Origin of the sequence: Commensalibacter papalotli (ex Botero et al. 2024) (genome assembly GCF_947179115.1) — a bacterium.
Taxonomy (GTDB): Bacteria; Pseudomonadota; Alphaproteobacteria; order Acetobacterales; family Acetobacteraceae; genus Commensalibacter; species Commensalibacter papalotli.
On the sequence record NZ_CAMXCI010000001.1, the window covers coordinates 815,897 to 830,545 of the forward strand.

At 37.7% G+C, this 14,649-nt stretch carries 12 protein-coding genes; 4 read left to right on the top strand and 8 right to left on the bottom strand.

The window, feature by feature from the left end; translation table 11 throughout:
* Window positions 1-33 precede the first annotated feature (33 nt).
* The 5 genes from QMN76_RS03725 to QMN76_RS03745 form a co-directional block, all read right to left on the bottom strand.
* Window positions 34-501 carry a DUF805 domain-containing protein gene (locus QMN76_RS03725; protein ID WP_034336242.1) on the bottom strand — a complete coding sequence of 156 codons (468 nt, stop codon included), beginning with the start codon at window positions 499-501 and terminating at the stop codon, window positions 34-36.
* A 12-nt stretch (window positions 502-513) separates the two neighbouring features.
* On the bottom strand, window positions 514-993 hold the full coding sequence (locus QMN76_RS03730) for a hypothetical protein (RefSeq protein WP_282023738.1): 480 nt from the start codon (window positions 991-993) through the stop codon (window positions 514-516).
* A gap of 200 nt (window positions 994-1,193) precedes the next feature.
* Window positions 1,194-2,093, bottom strand: coding sequence for a LysR family transcriptional regulator (locus QMN76_RS03735; RefSeq protein WP_282023737.1), 900 nt, complete (start codon window positions 2,091-2,093; stop codon window positions 1,194-1,196).
* Between the two features lie 256 nt (window positions 2,094-2,349).
* Window positions 2,350-5,823: a transcription-repair coupling factor gene (gene mfd, locus QMN76_RS03740; protein WP_282065740.1), complete on the bottom strand. Its 3,474-nt coding sequence runs from the start codon at window positions 5,821-5,823 to the stop codon at window positions 2,350-2,352.
* A gap of 15 nt (window positions 5,824-5,838) precedes the next feature.
* A complete protein-coding gene (locus tag QMN76_RS03745; RefSeq protein WP_034336235.1) occupies window positions 5,839-6,129 on the bottom strand; it encodes an FAD assembly factor SdhE in 291 nt (96 codons plus the stop codon).
* A 60-nt stretch (window positions 6,130-6,189) separates the two neighbouring features.
* Between QMN76_RS03745 and recG the strand changes: the two genes are divergently transcribed.
* A complete protein-coding gene (recG, locus tag QMN76_RS03750) occupies window positions 6,190-8,304 on the top strand; it encodes an ATP-dependent DNA helicase RecG (protein WP_282023735.1) in 2,115 nt (704 codons plus the stop codon).
* Between the two features lie 62 nt (window positions 8,305-8,366).
* Here recG and QMN76_RS03755 read toward each other — a convergent pair whose 3' ends face one another.
* From QMN76_RS03755 to QMN76_RS03765, 3 genes are all read right to left on the bottom strand, one after another.
* Window positions 8,367-9,371: an SPFH domain-containing protein gene (locus QMN76_RS03755; RefSeq protein WP_282023734.1), complete on the bottom strand. Its 1,005-nt coding sequence runs from the start codon at window positions 9,369-9,371 to the stop codon at window positions 8,367-8,369.
* Between the two features lie 23 nt (window positions 9,372-9,394).
* The gene (locus tag QMN76_RS03760; protein WP_282023733.1) at window positions 9,395-9,850 is read right to left on the bottom strand and encodes an NfeD family protein; all 456 of its coding nucleotides are present in this window, start codon (window positions 9,848-9,850) and stop codon (window positions 9,395-9,397) included.
* A 166-nt stretch (window positions 9,851-10,016) separates the two neighbouring features.
* Window positions 10,017-10,982, bottom strand: coding sequence for an SPFH domain-containing protein (locus tag QMN76_RS03765; protein WP_282023732.1), 966 nt, complete (start codon window positions 10,980-10,982; stop codon window positions 10,017-10,019).
* Between the two features lie 421 nt (window positions 10,983-11,403).
* Between QMN76_RS03765 and QMN76_RS03770 the strand changes: the two genes are divergently transcribed.
* From QMN76_RS03770 to gdhA, 3 genes are all read left to right on the top strand, one after another.
* Window positions 11,404-12,006, top strand: coding sequence for a LemA family protein (locus QMN76_RS03770; RefSeq protein WP_034336226.1), 603 nt, complete (start codon window positions 11,404-11,406; stop codon window positions 12,004-12,006).
* Between the two features lie 9 nt (window positions 12,007-12,015).
* On the top strand, window positions 12,016-13,131 hold the full coding sequence (locus tag QMN76_RS03775; protein WP_051461771.1) for a M48 family metalloprotease: 1,116 nt from the start codon (window positions 12,016-12,018) through the stop codon (window positions 13,129-13,131).
* A 147-nt stretch (window positions 13,132-13,278) separates the two neighbouring features.
* Complete coding sequence (gene gdhA / locus QMN76_RS03780) at window positions 13,279-14,631, top strand: NADP-specific glutamate dehydrogenase (protein WP_034336223.1); 1,353 nt, start codon at window positions 13,279-13,281, stop codon at window positions 14,629-14,631.
* Window positions 14,632-14,649 lie beyond the last annotated feature (18 nt).

Below are 14,649 nucleotides of genomic sequence, written 5' to 3' on the forward strand. Positions count from 1 at the left end.
AAATGTCTACGGGCATTATCTGTCTGTAGATATTTATGTCGTAAACCATGCCTTTGGTTTATCACCAAATCTAGTGCTATCACTGCTAGGATAGCAAGAAACGAATAATAAAAACCACTGACAGACAAAATTGACATAGATATTAGGTAAAGAAATAAACAAAGCTACTAACCATATCCAAAACCAAAACCCTTTAAGATTTAAATCATGCAAACGTCTGATACATAAGCAAAAGGATGGTATAAGAGTCAATAAAGTATAGATAGTGAAAAACAAATAAGCATCTAGGTATCGAAAGAAAATCTGAATACGATAAACCAAGCCAAAATAATAACTAATAAAATATAATAATAATGCAATTATACTGTTCAAAATTGCAAAAGACCAAAACCCAGCTCTGCTCGTGCGCCCATGATAGTTAAAATAATGACGGAAAGCATCAAACCAACCCAAAGGAATATTCTTTAAAAATACAAGAATATCCTTAATTATCTCATTCATTCCATTGTGCCTTTAACTCAATATATTAAAACCATGACTTCCAATCACAGCGCCAATAATGGTAACACAACTAAAAATAAGCAATACCCAATGTAATCTTTGAACTAATTTATATGCTTTTTCAGGATTTTCATTAGATATTTTCTTGAATTTCTTCTCTAAGAAAAAAGGTTCTAAAACAAATAACATCAACATAAAGATTAACCATACGAATAACATAGCATGCATCCACCAAAAAGAAACATGCTCAAAACGACCCCACGCTGCCATTCGCCAAACCATATAAAAGCCTGAGAGACCTGCCAATAAAACAACCAGTCTTGCTTGCCATGCAAAGCGTTCTTCTACTTTGTGAAATATATCTAATCGATCTTTAATAGGAAAGTAACGTTGAAATGAAGGAAGCAAAATGGTGGTCACCATACATACCCCTCCTATCCAAATAACGATTGATAAAATATGTATTGCACGTGCAATGGCAATATCATACATTTTATGCTCCTCTAAATAGTCAAATTTACTATAAATTAAATCAAATCGTAGCGTATATAGTATTGATTTAAATTGTAATTTATTTTACTATTTTAGTTAAATGTTTTACAAGAATTCTGTTATAAATACTCTTGATTCACATTTTTCAAAGCATAAGGTAATAACTAATTACAGGATTGCTTATTATTAAGAAATATAAACTATTTTGTGTTTTGTTGTTGAAAGATTTTCAAGAATAATGAAAAAGCAAAACTGTGCTGACGTCGATTAGGATAATATAAATAATATCCTGGAATATTAGGGCAAAAATCTTCTAACACTCTAACTAAACGCCCTTGTTGTAAAGCAATATTGACTTCATCTTCTGGCACATAAGCAAAACCAAAACCATCAAAAGCAGCTTGCAGCATTTGAGTTAACGTATTGCAAATTAATTGTCCATCGACATGTACTTTAACTTCACGCTTATTAACCTCGAATTCCCACGCATATAAATTCCCTGCAGTAGGCAGACGTAAATTGATACATTGATGTTTGAGTAAGTCTTTTGGTTTTTTTGGAATATTAGTTTTTTCCAAATAGGCTGGAGATGCTACCACAGCCATACGAATTTCTGGGCTAATTGACAAAGCAATCATGTCCTTATGTACTAACTCACCTAAACGAACACCAGCATCATATTGTTCTGACACAATATCCTTTAAAGCGAAATCAACATCGATTTCTAGTTTAATGTCTGGGTAATCTCTAAGAAAGTTCCTTAGTCGCGGCCATAGCATAAAATTAGCAGCATGCTCATCTGCAGTAAGACGAATAGTTCCCGCAGGTTGTTGTTTAAAATCAATAACCCTACTCAGTTCCTGCTCCATCTCCTCAACTCTAGGAGCGATATTTTTCAATAACAACTCCCCTGCCTCTGTTGGTGCAACACTACGTGTTGTACGCATCAACAAACGAATCCCAAGGCGTCCTTCTAAATTGCGCATTGTATGACTTAACGCAGATTGAGACACACCGAGCTTAGCAGCAGCTTTTGTAAAACTGCGCTCTTTTGCAACACTTAAAAAAACTAAAAGGTCATTAATATTTTTTTGCAACATAATGGATGAACCCAACCGACCGCTATAGTAAAAAGATCTTGAAACATACTTATTCTAATAAAGAATATCTTATAAAAATAAAAATTGTAAAGAATAATTAACTGTTTATAAAATAAAAACAGTTAAGTAAAGCTTTTTATAACCATATTACTATAAAAAACAAAAAATATTCTTTAGAAATTATTCTTTAGTTAATAATTTATTAATAAAATAAATAAATCATTAATAAATCTTTTTTCAATTTAATAAACGTTTATTAATCGTTACAAATTTCCAGTAATTTATTTAATAAGAACTGTGTTCTTTGCACTCTCTTTGCAAACGGAGTTTCTCTCAAATAAACAAGCTTTCCATCTGGACGTAACTTCATATATCCTTCACCTATTCCTGCAACCCACCGGATTAATCCATCGGGATTCTTGAATTTATTATTTAAAAACTGAACTACAACCCCTTTTGGGCCGGCGTCTACACGTTGAATACCTATTTTTTTACATAATGCTTTTAATTTAACAATAGCCAATAAATTCGACACTTCATCTGGCAGATCACCAAATCGGTCGATTAACTCAACACGCATTGCTTCTATTTCATCATCTTGCACTAAATTACCAATACGACGATATAAACCCAACCTTACGGTCAAATCTGTTACATAACTCTCTGGAATTAACACAGCTAATCCAAGAACTATATTAGGGCTCCATTCTTGATTCTCGATAGGTTGATTATCGCGTTCTGCTCGCAATGCAGCAACTGTTTCCTCTAGCATCTTTTGATAAAGCTCAACCCCAACCTCACGAATGTGACCTGATTGTTCTTCTCCAAGTAAATTTCCAGCTCCACGCAAGTCCAAATCATGTGAGGCAAGCGTAAAGCCTGCACCTAAATTATCCAAAGATTGCATGATCTCAAGGCGTTTTTCAGAGTTCTTGGATAAGAAATGCTGCTGTGGCCATGTTAAATAAGCATATCCTCGTTGCTTTCCACGCCCAACACGCCCGCGGAGCTGATAAAGTTGTCCTAAACCAAAACGATCCGCTTTATAGATAATCAGTGTATTGACTGAAGGCATATCTAGGCCACTTTCAACAATATTTGTTGAAAGCAATACATCGTATTTTCCATCACTAAATTCTGTCATAACCCGTTCCAGCTCGGTCGGTGTTAAGCGACCATGCGCCTGCACCAAACGTAAATCTGGAATAATTTCTAAGAGTTGTTCTTGTAAAGGTTGTAAATCCTGCACTCTGGGCACAACACAAAAAGCCTGTCCACCTCGAAAGCGCTCTCTTTGTAAAGCTTCACGAATAACCACGCGATCAAAAGGCATAATAAAGGTTCTGACAGCTAATCGATCTACAGGAGGTGTCGCAATTAAACTAATCTCACGCATCCCTGTTAAAGATAACTGCAACGTTCTGGGAAGTGGTGTTGCTGATAAAGTTAAAACATGAATATCTTCACGTAAAGACTTGAGCTTTTCTTTATGCGCAACACCGAAATGCTGTTCTTCATCGATAATTAACATCCCAATATTAGCAAACTGCACGCCCTTAGCCAACAAAGCATGTGTGCCTATCACGATATTCACATTACCATCTGCAATATCTTTTTTCACTTGCGTTGCTTCTTTGGCAGTTACCATCCGCGATAATTGCGCAATTTTAATTGTAAACCCTTCAAATCGCTTGATAAAAGTACGGTAATGTTGACGAGCAAGCAACGTCGTCGGCACGACTACTGCTACTTGCGCCCCTCCCATCGCAACGATAAAAGCAGCACGTAAAGCAACTTCGGTTTTACCAAAGCCGACATCACCACAAATTAAACGATCCATTGGACGGCCAGAGGATAAATCTTGAATAATATCTGCCACTGCTCTGGATTGATCTTCGGTTTCAATAAAGGGAAACCCTGCACAAAACTCTTCCCATAATCCTTCGGGAGGGGTTTCAACAGAAGCCTCTTTCATTAACCTTGTAGCAGCCGTACGTAATAACGCATCCGCCATATCGCGAATTCGTGCCTTCATCGTAGCTTTACGTTTTTGCCAGGCAGGACTGCCTAGTCGATCAAGAGCTACACCAGATTGATCAGAACCAAAACGGCTTAATAACTCAATATTTTCGATGGGTAAAAAAAGCTTTTCCTCACCATAATACATTAAGGAAAGACAGTCATGTGGCGCATTACCAATATCAAGATTAACCAGCCCTTGATATTGGCCAATCCCATATTCTTGATGGACTACCAAGTCGCCTTCACTGATTTCAGATGCCTCTGATATAAATTGCTCTGCTTTTTTACGTCGACGGTGTGGGCGGGAAATCCGCTCACCAAGCAAATCCTGCTCTGACACCAAGACGAAATTATCAGCAATAAACCCATTATCTAATCCCATCGTTAATAAATTAACAATGCCCGCATTAGACTTCTCGACTTCACCCCAATTATTGAGCTGTTGTGTAGGGATTTTATGTTCTTTTAATAAAGTTGCAATACGCTCTCTTGAACCTTTACTCCATGCTGCGATTAAGATTTTACGACCAGCAGATCTCCATTCAGAGACCTTTTTTCCAAATAAAGAAAAGACATTTTCTCGCTCTGAAGGGGCAAGACTTTTAGCAAACATAATACCTGGGCGTCCACCGACATCGACACCAGTGGCACCTTCAGGTTTCGCGAAAGGTTGAAAAGAAATGATTTTATAAGACGCAATACACTGATCCCATATCTCTTGATTGAGATAATGATAATCAGAAGGTAAAGGACGATATGGAACCTCATTAGGCCTTACTGGCTGTTTTCTAGCTTCATAATGATCTGCAATCATTTCAAGCCGTGGTTGCAACGCCTCTTCTGCTTGATAAGCAAAAGACAAAGACATTTTGGGTACATAATCAAAAAATGTTTCCATTTTCTCGTGGAATAAAGGCAACCAATGCTCTATTCCTTGGTATCTTCTGCCACTGGAAACCGCATCATAAAGAGGATCATTCGTTGCCGTTAAACCAAATAAATCTCGCCATTTTACTCTGAACCGAGCAATGCTTTCCTCATCCAAAGAAAAATCCGCTGTTGGACGCATAACCAGTGCATCCATAGAACCTGTGGAGCGTTGGGTGATAGGGTCAAAAGAACGAATAGAATCAACCTCATCGCCAAACAAATCTAAACGAACAGGCTCTTCCTCACCCGCAAGGTAAATGTCAAACAAATTCCCTCTTACAGCAAATTCCCCTGCTTCCATTACTGTATCAGTGCGGTTGTACCCTTGAGAGACAAGTAAGTCGATCAGAAACTCCTGATCTAAACTATCACCTTTTTTTAAACTTAACGCACGCCCTGAAAAAACAGAGCGAGGGGCAACCTTTTGTAAAAGTGAGGAAATCGTAGTTAAAACTATTCTGGGAGAGGTCGCAGGTTCTAATAAGCTTGTTAAGGTTGCTACACGTTCAGAAACAACACGTTTATTGGGAGAAACTCGATCATATGGCAGACAGTCCCAACCTGGAAAATTTAAGACCTCAAGGCTAGGATCAATAAAATTCAATAAATCAGCAATACGAATCATATCCGCATCATTACGCGCAACATGAACTAATGTTTTTTTATCCTTGGTAAAACATTCCACAGCATGCCGCTTTAATAAAAACGCATCATATCCCTCTGGAACACCCCATATTGGCAAAAACAAATTGGACTGTGTTGACAAGGCGTCCCCCATTATAATTGGCTCCCCTTAGGCTTTTGAATGAATAGTTTTAGCAAAATCACACATTTTTTGTATCATTGGACTATTTAATGATGTGGGTATTTCCTTAAATCCAGTCAACCACAAAGTTAAATCCGCATCATCAAAACTCATAATATGCTCTAACACATCTAATTCTTGCTCGTCCATAGCAGGCACATATTCACTGGCAAAACGACCAATCATAAGGTCTGCTTCATATGTTCCACGATGATTAGCCTGATATAATACACGACGTTTGCGAATTTCCAGATCCATCATATTTTCTTTTTGATCCATGATGCGTTATCCTTTATAGTCCTAATAAATTATTTTTCTTATATATAGCCGAGCCCATTCATGGATGAAACCTCTATTTCATCAACCACACAACTTGCTCTTGTACCATTACTAGCACCTTTATCTAATTTAGAAGGTGTTGGCCCAAAAACAAGCCAACTTATCGCCAAAGCGGCAGGTGGTCATCGTGTCATAGATTTACTGCTTCACCTTCCTGAAAGCATTATTGACAGACGCTATCGCCCAACATTGCAAAATGCCATTCCAGGACGTATTGCCACGTTAAAGGTACAGGTCATTCACATTGAAAAACCATTACGAAGCAAGCAACCATGGCGCGTTCATGTTACTGACGGCACAAAAAATGCTGAACTCAGTTTCTTTTCTCAATGGCAGGCTAAAAAAGTAAAACCTAATACACAAATTATTGTTTCTGGCACGTTGGAAACTTATGGCAATCGATTACAAATAACCAATCCGCATTATCTAGAGCCTTTGCAAAATGAGTATATGATTCCTTTAATTGAACCTATTTGGCCACTAACGGCAGGGTTGTTTCCTAAAAATCTTTATAAAGTTTTACGCAGTGCACTAGCAAAATGCCCCACACTACCAGAATGGATAGACCCTCTTATTATTCAAAAAAATCAATGGCCCAGCTTTAAAGAGGCTTTACATCTTTTACATTTTCCAGGTGATTTCCCCGAGCTTTTTGATAAACAATCTTATGAAGCCGCAGAAAGCAGAGCACGGTCAAGATTAGCGTTTGATGAGCTTTTTGCCGAACAATTAGCAATTGGTCAGGCTAAGCGTGCTACTCAGAAAAATCCTGGCAGAGCACTGATTGGCAATCAAACGCTTTGCAATCAAGCCTTACAGAAATTTGGTTATCCCCTTACCCAATCCCAAGAAAAAACATTAAAGGAAATAAAAAAAGATTTAAAACGTCCTTTTCGTATGTTGCGCTTATTACAAGGGGATGTGGGATCAGGAAAAACAATTGTCGCTTTGTTAACCGCTTTACATGCGGTTGAGGCCGGATTTCAAGCGGTAATTATGGCGCCTACCGAAATCTTAGCTAGGCAACATTTTGAATTTTTTTCACAATTATGTTCCGCAGAAACAATTTTCCTCAGCGGTTCTGTCAAAGGCAATGCGCGTAAGGAAGTTTTAGAAAAACTTCATAATGGCACAGCAAAAATTGCCATTGGTACGCACGCCTTATTTCAAGAAGGCGTTGAATTTCATAATCTTGCTTTGGTCATTATTGATGAGCAGCATCGTTTTGGTGTCGAACAACGTATAAAACTCGGAGATAAAGGCGAAAATACCGACATTCTTGTAATGACCGCCACCCCTATTCCAAGAACTTTGTTATTAACACGGTGGGGAGAATTACAAGTAAGTCGTCTGACCGAAAAGCCCGCAGGACGTAAACCCATTCACACCACCTTGCATAATTTAAGCACCATGGGGCAAATCATGCAGGGTGTAGAGCGTATGATTTCTCAAGGATGTCAAATATTTTGGGTTTGCCCCTTGGTAGAAGAAAGCGAAGTCATGGATCTTGCCGCTGCCAAAGATCGCTTTATTGATTTAAAGCACCATTTTGGAGAAAATAAAGTAGGGCTGGCACATGGGCAACAAGACAGCCAAGAACGACAAGATGCTTTAGATGCTTTTGCAAACAATCAAACGAAAATTTTGGTGGCAACCACCGTCATTGAAGTCGGTGTTAATATTCCCAATGCCAATATCATGGTAATCGAACATGCTGAACGTTTTGGCTTGGCTCAGCTGCACCAGTTAAGAGGGCGCGTTGGGCGTGGAGAAAAGCAATCTTATTGCTTGTTACTTCATGATGACAAAATCAATTTTACCGCAAAAAAACGCCTTGCTCTATTACGCGATACAGAAGACGGTTTTTTAATTGCTGATGAGGATTTTAAAATCAGAGGTGGTGGTGAAGTGACAGGCCGCAGGCAATCAGGACTGCCTGATTTCAAAGTTGTTGATGAAATCAGGTTAGAACAATGGATTGACCGCGCATGGCAATCCGCCGAGCAATGGTTCCAATATGAACCCAAAGCGCCAATACAACAAAAAGAAGCGATTGAATCTTTATTACTTTTATTTGCCAAAAACAATGCAGGGCGGTTATTACGATCTGGTTAATGAAATAACATTTCACTGGGAACAATTAAGCCTGTACGATTGTATTACAGGCTTAATAATTACTATTTTTTGTTTTCGTTTTCATGTTTATCTAACTCGTTCGTAGCACCCAAGATAAAGCTAGAGTTAATTAAATTCCCCATGGATTGCGAAAGTTCAGGAGGCATAATTAACACTTTATTACTTTCACTTTTAAATAGAAGTGCCAAAGCCTCAATATATTGCTTGGAAAGTTGATAATTTAAAGCTGATTTCCCATCAATTGCGCTCATTCCTTCAGCTAATAACTCATTAGACTTTTTCGTTCCTTCTGCTAATGAAATTGCAGCAGCAGCTTGCTTTACCGCGGCCTCTTGCTCTGCCTCAGCTTTTAATATGGTTGATTGTTTTATCCCTTCAGCCTTCAAAATCATGGACTGCCTGATTCCTTCAGCCTCCAAAACCGCAGCCTGTTTATTTCCTGCTGCCTGGGTTTCGGCTGCTTTACGATGACGTTCTGCTGCTGCTTGTTGTTCCATTGCAACTTGCATTGATGCAGAAGGAGCAATATCTTGAATTTCTATAGAACGTAAAATCAATCCCCAATCTGTCATTTGATCTGCCATCCCCTTAACCAGCTCTGCTTTAATTACATCTCTTGAAGATAGACTCTCATCCAGATCCATTTTACCAACCGTTGCACGTAAAGAGGTCATTACAAGACTAATTGTTGCTTGTTCATAATTTTCAACGCCATATGCTGCTTTTTGAGTATCAATAATTTTAATAAAGCAAATTGCATTGACTTTTACCAACGCATTATCTTTGGTAATTACGTCTTGACTAGGCACATTTAAAATCTGATCTTTAGTCGATAAACGATACGCAACCCTATCTACAAATGGTGTTAAAATATTTAATCCAGCCCCAAGAGTTACTTTATATTTTCCTAAACGTTCGATAATTAATTGCTGCCCTTGGGGAACAATACGTATTGTCTTCATAAACACTATGATTACAATAATAAGCAATACAAAAACAACAACCACATCAATACCTATATTTAAACTTAATGCTTCTATATTCATGCTTAACACCTTACTCGACTAATTTATTTTTTCTCGTAATCCACACGAAGCAATCTTTGTCCAACTCTTTGAGTCACAATAACTCGTGTTTCTGCAGCAATAGGTTCTTCAGACAAACACTCCCATTGAGACAAGCCGTCAATTGGCTTTTGCAGTAATAATACCCCTTTATTTTGCGCGTCACATTTTTTAGCCAAGATACCAATTTGCCCAATGAGTTCCTTATCTATATTTTCCAAAGGAGTATCTCTTTTAGATAAACGCATCCATAAAAATGCGCATAAAAACATTGCCATAATCCAAATAATTATTTGAAATTCCAAGCTGACATTCGGATCAAAAAAAGAAATTGCTGCTGGGATAAGGGCTGCAACAGCCATCCACAAAGCAAAAAAAGTTGTTGTAAATAACTCTACGAGCAACAAAATGCCCCCAATTACAATCCACATCAACCATATTGTCTGTAAATCTATAAGCACCCTATTTTACTCCACTACAGTTGAAACTGAGCAAATATTAATTTACTAATACAGCTCATATATATCTTTATATATTTGAATGTAAGACAAAGCAGCATCTGAATTATTTGATATTATTCATTGCAATTGCTATTATCGCAATGAATGTTTAAATATTAGTCTGTATCTAGGAAAAATTAAGCGATGATTTATCTTTAGAATTTGCAGTCTTTGTATTAATTTCCGCTGTCATACCAAGAACTACCCCAGCATTAATCAAACTGCCAATTGATTGAGATAATTCTGCAGGCATTGCAATGACTTTTGCATTTTGACTTTGAGACAATGCAGCAAGAGCATCAACATAACGCGTAGCTAATTGGAAATTTAAAGCAGCTTGCCCACCTTCACCGCTTATGCTCTCTGCAAGAAGTTGATTCGCTCTTTTCGTACCTTCGGCCAAAGAAATCGCCGCAGCTGCTTGTCTAGTCGCTGATTCTTGCTCTGCCTCTGCTCGCAAAATTGTGGATTGCTTAACCCCTTCTGCTTCTAAAATTGCAGCTTGCTTATTTCCTGCTGCTCTGGTTTCTGTGGCTTTCCGTTGGCGTTCTGCTGCGGCTTGTTGTTCCATCGCCCCTTGCATTGATTGGGATGGCGCAATATCTTGGATCTCAATAGAGCGCAAAATCAATCCCCAATCCGTCATTTGATCAGACATAACACCTAACAACTCAGCTTTGATAACATCACGAGAAGACAAGCTCTCATCCAAATCCATTTTACCAATTGTCGCACGTAATGACGTCATCGCCAGAGCAGAAGTTGCTTCCTCATAATCCTCTACCCCATAAGCTGCTTTTTGTGGATCTGCAATTTTAACAAAACAAATCGCATTTACAGTGACGACCGCATTATCTTTGGTAATCACATCTTGGCTAGGAACTTCTAAAATCTGATCTTTATTAGAAAGACGATACGCAACACGGTCAATATAAGGGACGACAACATTCAATCCAGCCCCTAATGTTTGCTTATATTTTCCTAAACGCTCTACAATCCATTGCTGACCCTGAGGGACAATCCTAACACCTTTGACAAAGGTCATAACTACAGCAACTAGGATTACAATAATCGCTATAAAACTTGCACTCATCTTTATTTCCCCACCCTATTAAAAATACCTACGTAATTCATATATAGGTTTGGCCTTTTTTCCTATCACTTTAAAGATGTTGAATTTTTATGCCTTTAGCCTGTTGCGAATTTAACATTCAGATTGATATTAAAACTTAGTTTTTTAAAAAACTCTTTTCCATATAAAGCGGATAATCTCTCTAATTTAAAATCGTATTATCATCTGATATAGCGTCGGCTGGGTTCCTACACGCATTCTCATATATTTTCTTTATGAAAGATTTACAGCTTTAGTCACTATTTCTTTAAGCCATTCAGCAATAAACTTAATTTTTTTCATTATTATCAATTTGATTTAATATTTAAACTTTATTGCTGATTTTGATCATTTCTTGTTAGACTATATTTCATCAGTCATTTTACATAATTGTAGTATTAACATGAACATAACCACTGTAATTATTATCGCCATTGCTATCATCGCAATTATTATTTTAATTTCAATTTATAATCAGCTTGTCCGATTAAAAGCACAGTTTAAAAATGCTTTTTCGCAAATCGAAGTGCAATTAAAGCGTCGCTATGATTTAATTCCTAATTTAGTTGAAACAGCAAAGGCTTATTTAAAACACGAAAGTGAAACCTTAATCAAAGTCACCGAAGCTCGAAACCGAGCGGTGAACGCTTTGCAAAATGCTTCCACTGATCCAAGTAATGGTCAAAATATCCAAGCTCTTAACAAAGCTGAACAAAATCTAAATCGTAATATAAGTGGATTAAATCTTCAACTAGAAGCTTATCCTGATTTAAAAGCCAACACCAATATAATGCAACTGAGCGAGGAAATTACCTCTACTGAAAATCGTGTCAGTTACGCAAGGCAAGCCTATAATGATGCTGTTACGGCTTATAATATTGCATTGAAAACATTTCCTGCAGTTTTCATCGCTCCTTTGGTTGGTCATACTGCAGAAGGAAAACTTCTCGACTTCGAGGATACAATTCAAATACAATCTGCGCCAAAAGTTAATTTTAACTCGTAATTAAGTCCAATGAGTTTTTTTACCCATCAACAGAATGCTCGTAATAATACAACACGCTTTGTTATTTTATTTATTATTGGAACAATTATTCTTCCGATATTAACCGCACTAGCAATTGAGTATTTTGAAAAAGGTCACTTTCCTCAAAGCTGGGATGCTTATCCTTGGGATATCACATATATCTTATTAGGAGGAACCTTGGGAATTATTATTCCAGTAGCCTTATTTAAATTTCATCAGTTTAAGGTCGGTGGATATATTATCGCAGAGCAATTAGGAGGACGTTATATTGATCCCCAACAGCCTACCAATTTCCAAGAAAGACAGTTAATTAATATTGTCATTGAAATGGCGATTGCTGCCAATATTCCCCCGCCTCACGTTTATATTCTTGATCAAGAAGCCAGTATTAATGCCTTTGCAGCTGGATACACATTAAATGATGTTGCTATTGGGATTACCAAAGGGGCATTAGACGTTCTGACCCGTGAAGAGTTAATGGCGTTAGTTGGACATGAGTTAAGTCATATTCTTAATGAAGATATGCGTATCAATTTACGTTTTACTGCAATTATTTGTGGAATGTATGCTTTAATGACAATAGGTTACTATGTTTTAATAAGCTTTGGAGGAAATAGTCGACACAACTCTTCTAGTAAAAAAGATTCTAGTCCTGCGATTGCAATGATATTTGCTTTTATTTTTATGATAATTGGCTGGATCTTAGCCTTGTGGGGAAATATTATGCAAGCCAGCATCAGTCGTCAGCGCGAATTTTTAGCTGATGCATCTTCGGCACAATTCACCCGTATGCCACATGCTGTTGCCTCTTTATTAAAAAAAATCGGTGGCAGTGTTGAAGGATCAATCATTCATACCGCTAATAGCAAAGCCTATAGTCATATGTTCTTTTCCTCATCAGCCAGTCAAATATTTTCCACGCATCCCCCACTTAAAGATCGTATTTTACATATGGAACCAGAATGGGATGGCAATTATATTCAACCTGTTCCTCTATATGATGGTTATAATAACCAAAATTATTTTCCCACAAATCAATTTCAAACCCCATATTATGCTGATAATAACTCACTTAACAACACAACCAATGACCCATTTATATAAATAGTTACTAACTTAAACTCTATGTGTCATTTTAGTTTATCTTTTAAATTATATTTTTATTCTAGGAATTATTAATTCCTTTCATCCGATCTGAGGCTTTATACTCCTTTACACAAATGTAACATACGAACGAACACGGAGATTGCGATGTCTATCAATGACAATGAAACTCTTGAGCTTATTCTTAACCAAGTAAAAAAAAGAAATTATAACGAAACGGAATTTCATCAAGCTGTTCATGAAGTTCTGGGGTCTTTGGGGCGTGTTATCGCCAAAAATCCACATTATGCTGATAACGGTTTAATTCAACGTTTATGCGAACCCGAACGTCAGATCATATTTCGTGTGCCTTGGGTAGATGATGCTGGCAATGTTCAAATTAATCGTGGCTTTCGTGTTCAATTTAACTCTGCTCTTGGTCCTTATAAAGGAGGCTTACGCTTTCACCCATCAGTCAATGTCGGCATTATTAAATTTTTAGGTTTTGAACAAACTTTTAAAAATGCATTGACTGGAATGCCTATTGGCGGTGGTAAAGGAGGATCTGATTTTAACCCTCGTGGACGCAGCGATGGTGAAGTCATGCGGTTTTGCCAATCTTTTATGAGCGAACTACACCGTCATATTGGAGAATATACAGACGTTCCCGCAGGTGATATTGGTGTTGGTGGCCGTGAAATTGGATATATGTTTGGTCAGTATAAACGTTTGACCAATCGTTATGAAGCTGGTGTAATCACGGGTAAAGGCTTACTTTACGGCGGTTCACGCGCTCGCACAGAAGCCACAGGTTATGGTGCTGTTTATTTTGTTGAGCGTATGCTGGCAACCAAAAAACACTCACTAGAGGGTAAAAGAGTCATCGTTTCTGGATCTGGCAACGTTGCAATTTATACAATCCAAAAAATGCAAGCACTTGGAGCTAAAGTGATTGCATGTTCTGATTCTAACGGGTTTATCGTTGATGATGATGGAATTGATTTAGATATCGTCAAAGAGATCAAAGAAAAACGGCGTGAACGTATTTCACAATATGTAAAATTAAAAGGTGGTAATACATATTACAAAGAGGTCGAATCAATCTGGTCAGTGCCATGTGATATTGCGATGCCTTCCGCAACACAAAACGAGCTTACAGGCAAAGATGCCGAGATGTTGATTAAAAACGGTGTTATTGCTGTTGGTGAAGGTGCCAACATGCCTTCTACTCCAGAAGCTGTCGCCAATTTCCAAAAGGCAGGTGTTTTATTCGCACCTGGTAAAGCGGCAAACGCTGGTGGAGTTGCAACCTCTGCATTAGAAATGCAACAAAATGCATCACGTGATAGCTGGACCTTCGAAGAAACCGAAAAACGTCTTGCCGAAATTATGTGTACAATTCATGATCTTTGTGCTGAAACAGCAGACGAATATGGCATTCCTGGTGATTATGTTGCAGGTGCAAATATTGCTGGTTTTGTTCGAGTTGCTTCTGCAATGGATGCCCTAGGTATCATTTAACCTACAATTCTCAAGCAG

What these genes read in the sequence shown, in the direction of transcription:
- QMN76_RS03725 (WP_034336242.1), bottom strand. Translation starts at nt 501, where the DNA reads ATGAATGAGATAATTAAGGATATTCTTGTATTTTTAAAGAATATTCCT.
- QMN76_RS03730 (WP_282023738.1), bottom strand. Translation starts at nt 993, where the DNA reads ATGTATGATATTGCCATTGCACGTGCAATACATATTTTATCAATCGTT.
- QMN76_RS03735 (WP_282023737.1), bottom strand. Translation starts at nt 2,093, where the DNA reads ATGTTGCAAAAAAATATTAATGACCTTTTAGTTTTTTTAAGTGTTGCA.
- mfd (WP_282065740.1), bottom strand. Translation starts at nt 5,823, where the DNA reads ATGGGGGACGCCTTGTCAACACAGTCCAATTTGTTTTTGCCAATATGG.
- QMN76_RS03745 (WP_034336235.1), bottom strand. Translation starts at nt 6,129, where the DNA reads ATGGATCAAAAAGAAAATATGATGGATCTGGAAATTCGCAAACGTCGT.
- recG (WP_282023735.1), top strand. Translation starts at nt 6,190, where the DNA reads ATGGATGAAACCTCTATTTCATCAACCACACAACTTGCTCTTGTACCA.
- QMN76_RS03755 (WP_282023734.1), bottom strand. Translation starts at nt 9,371, where the DNA reads ATGAATATAGAAGCATTAAGTTTAAATATAGGTATTGATGTGGTTGTT.
- QMN76_RS03765 (WP_282023732.1), bottom strand. Translation starts at nt 10,982, where the DNA reads ATGAGTGCAAGTTTTATAGCGATTATTGTAATCCTAGTTGCTGTAGTT.
- QMN76_RS03770 (WP_034336226.1), top strand. Translation starts at nt 11,404, where the DNA reads ATGAACATAACCACTGTAATTATTATCGCCATTGCTATCATCGCAATT.
- QMN76_RS03775 (WP_051461771.1), top strand. Translation starts at nt 12,016, where the DNA reads ATGAGTTTTTTTACCCATCAACAGAATGCTCGTAATAATACAACACGC.
- gdhA (WP_034336223.1), top strand. Translation starts at nt 13,279, where the DNA reads ATGTCTATCAATGACAATGAAACTCTTGAGCTTATTCTTAACCAAGTA.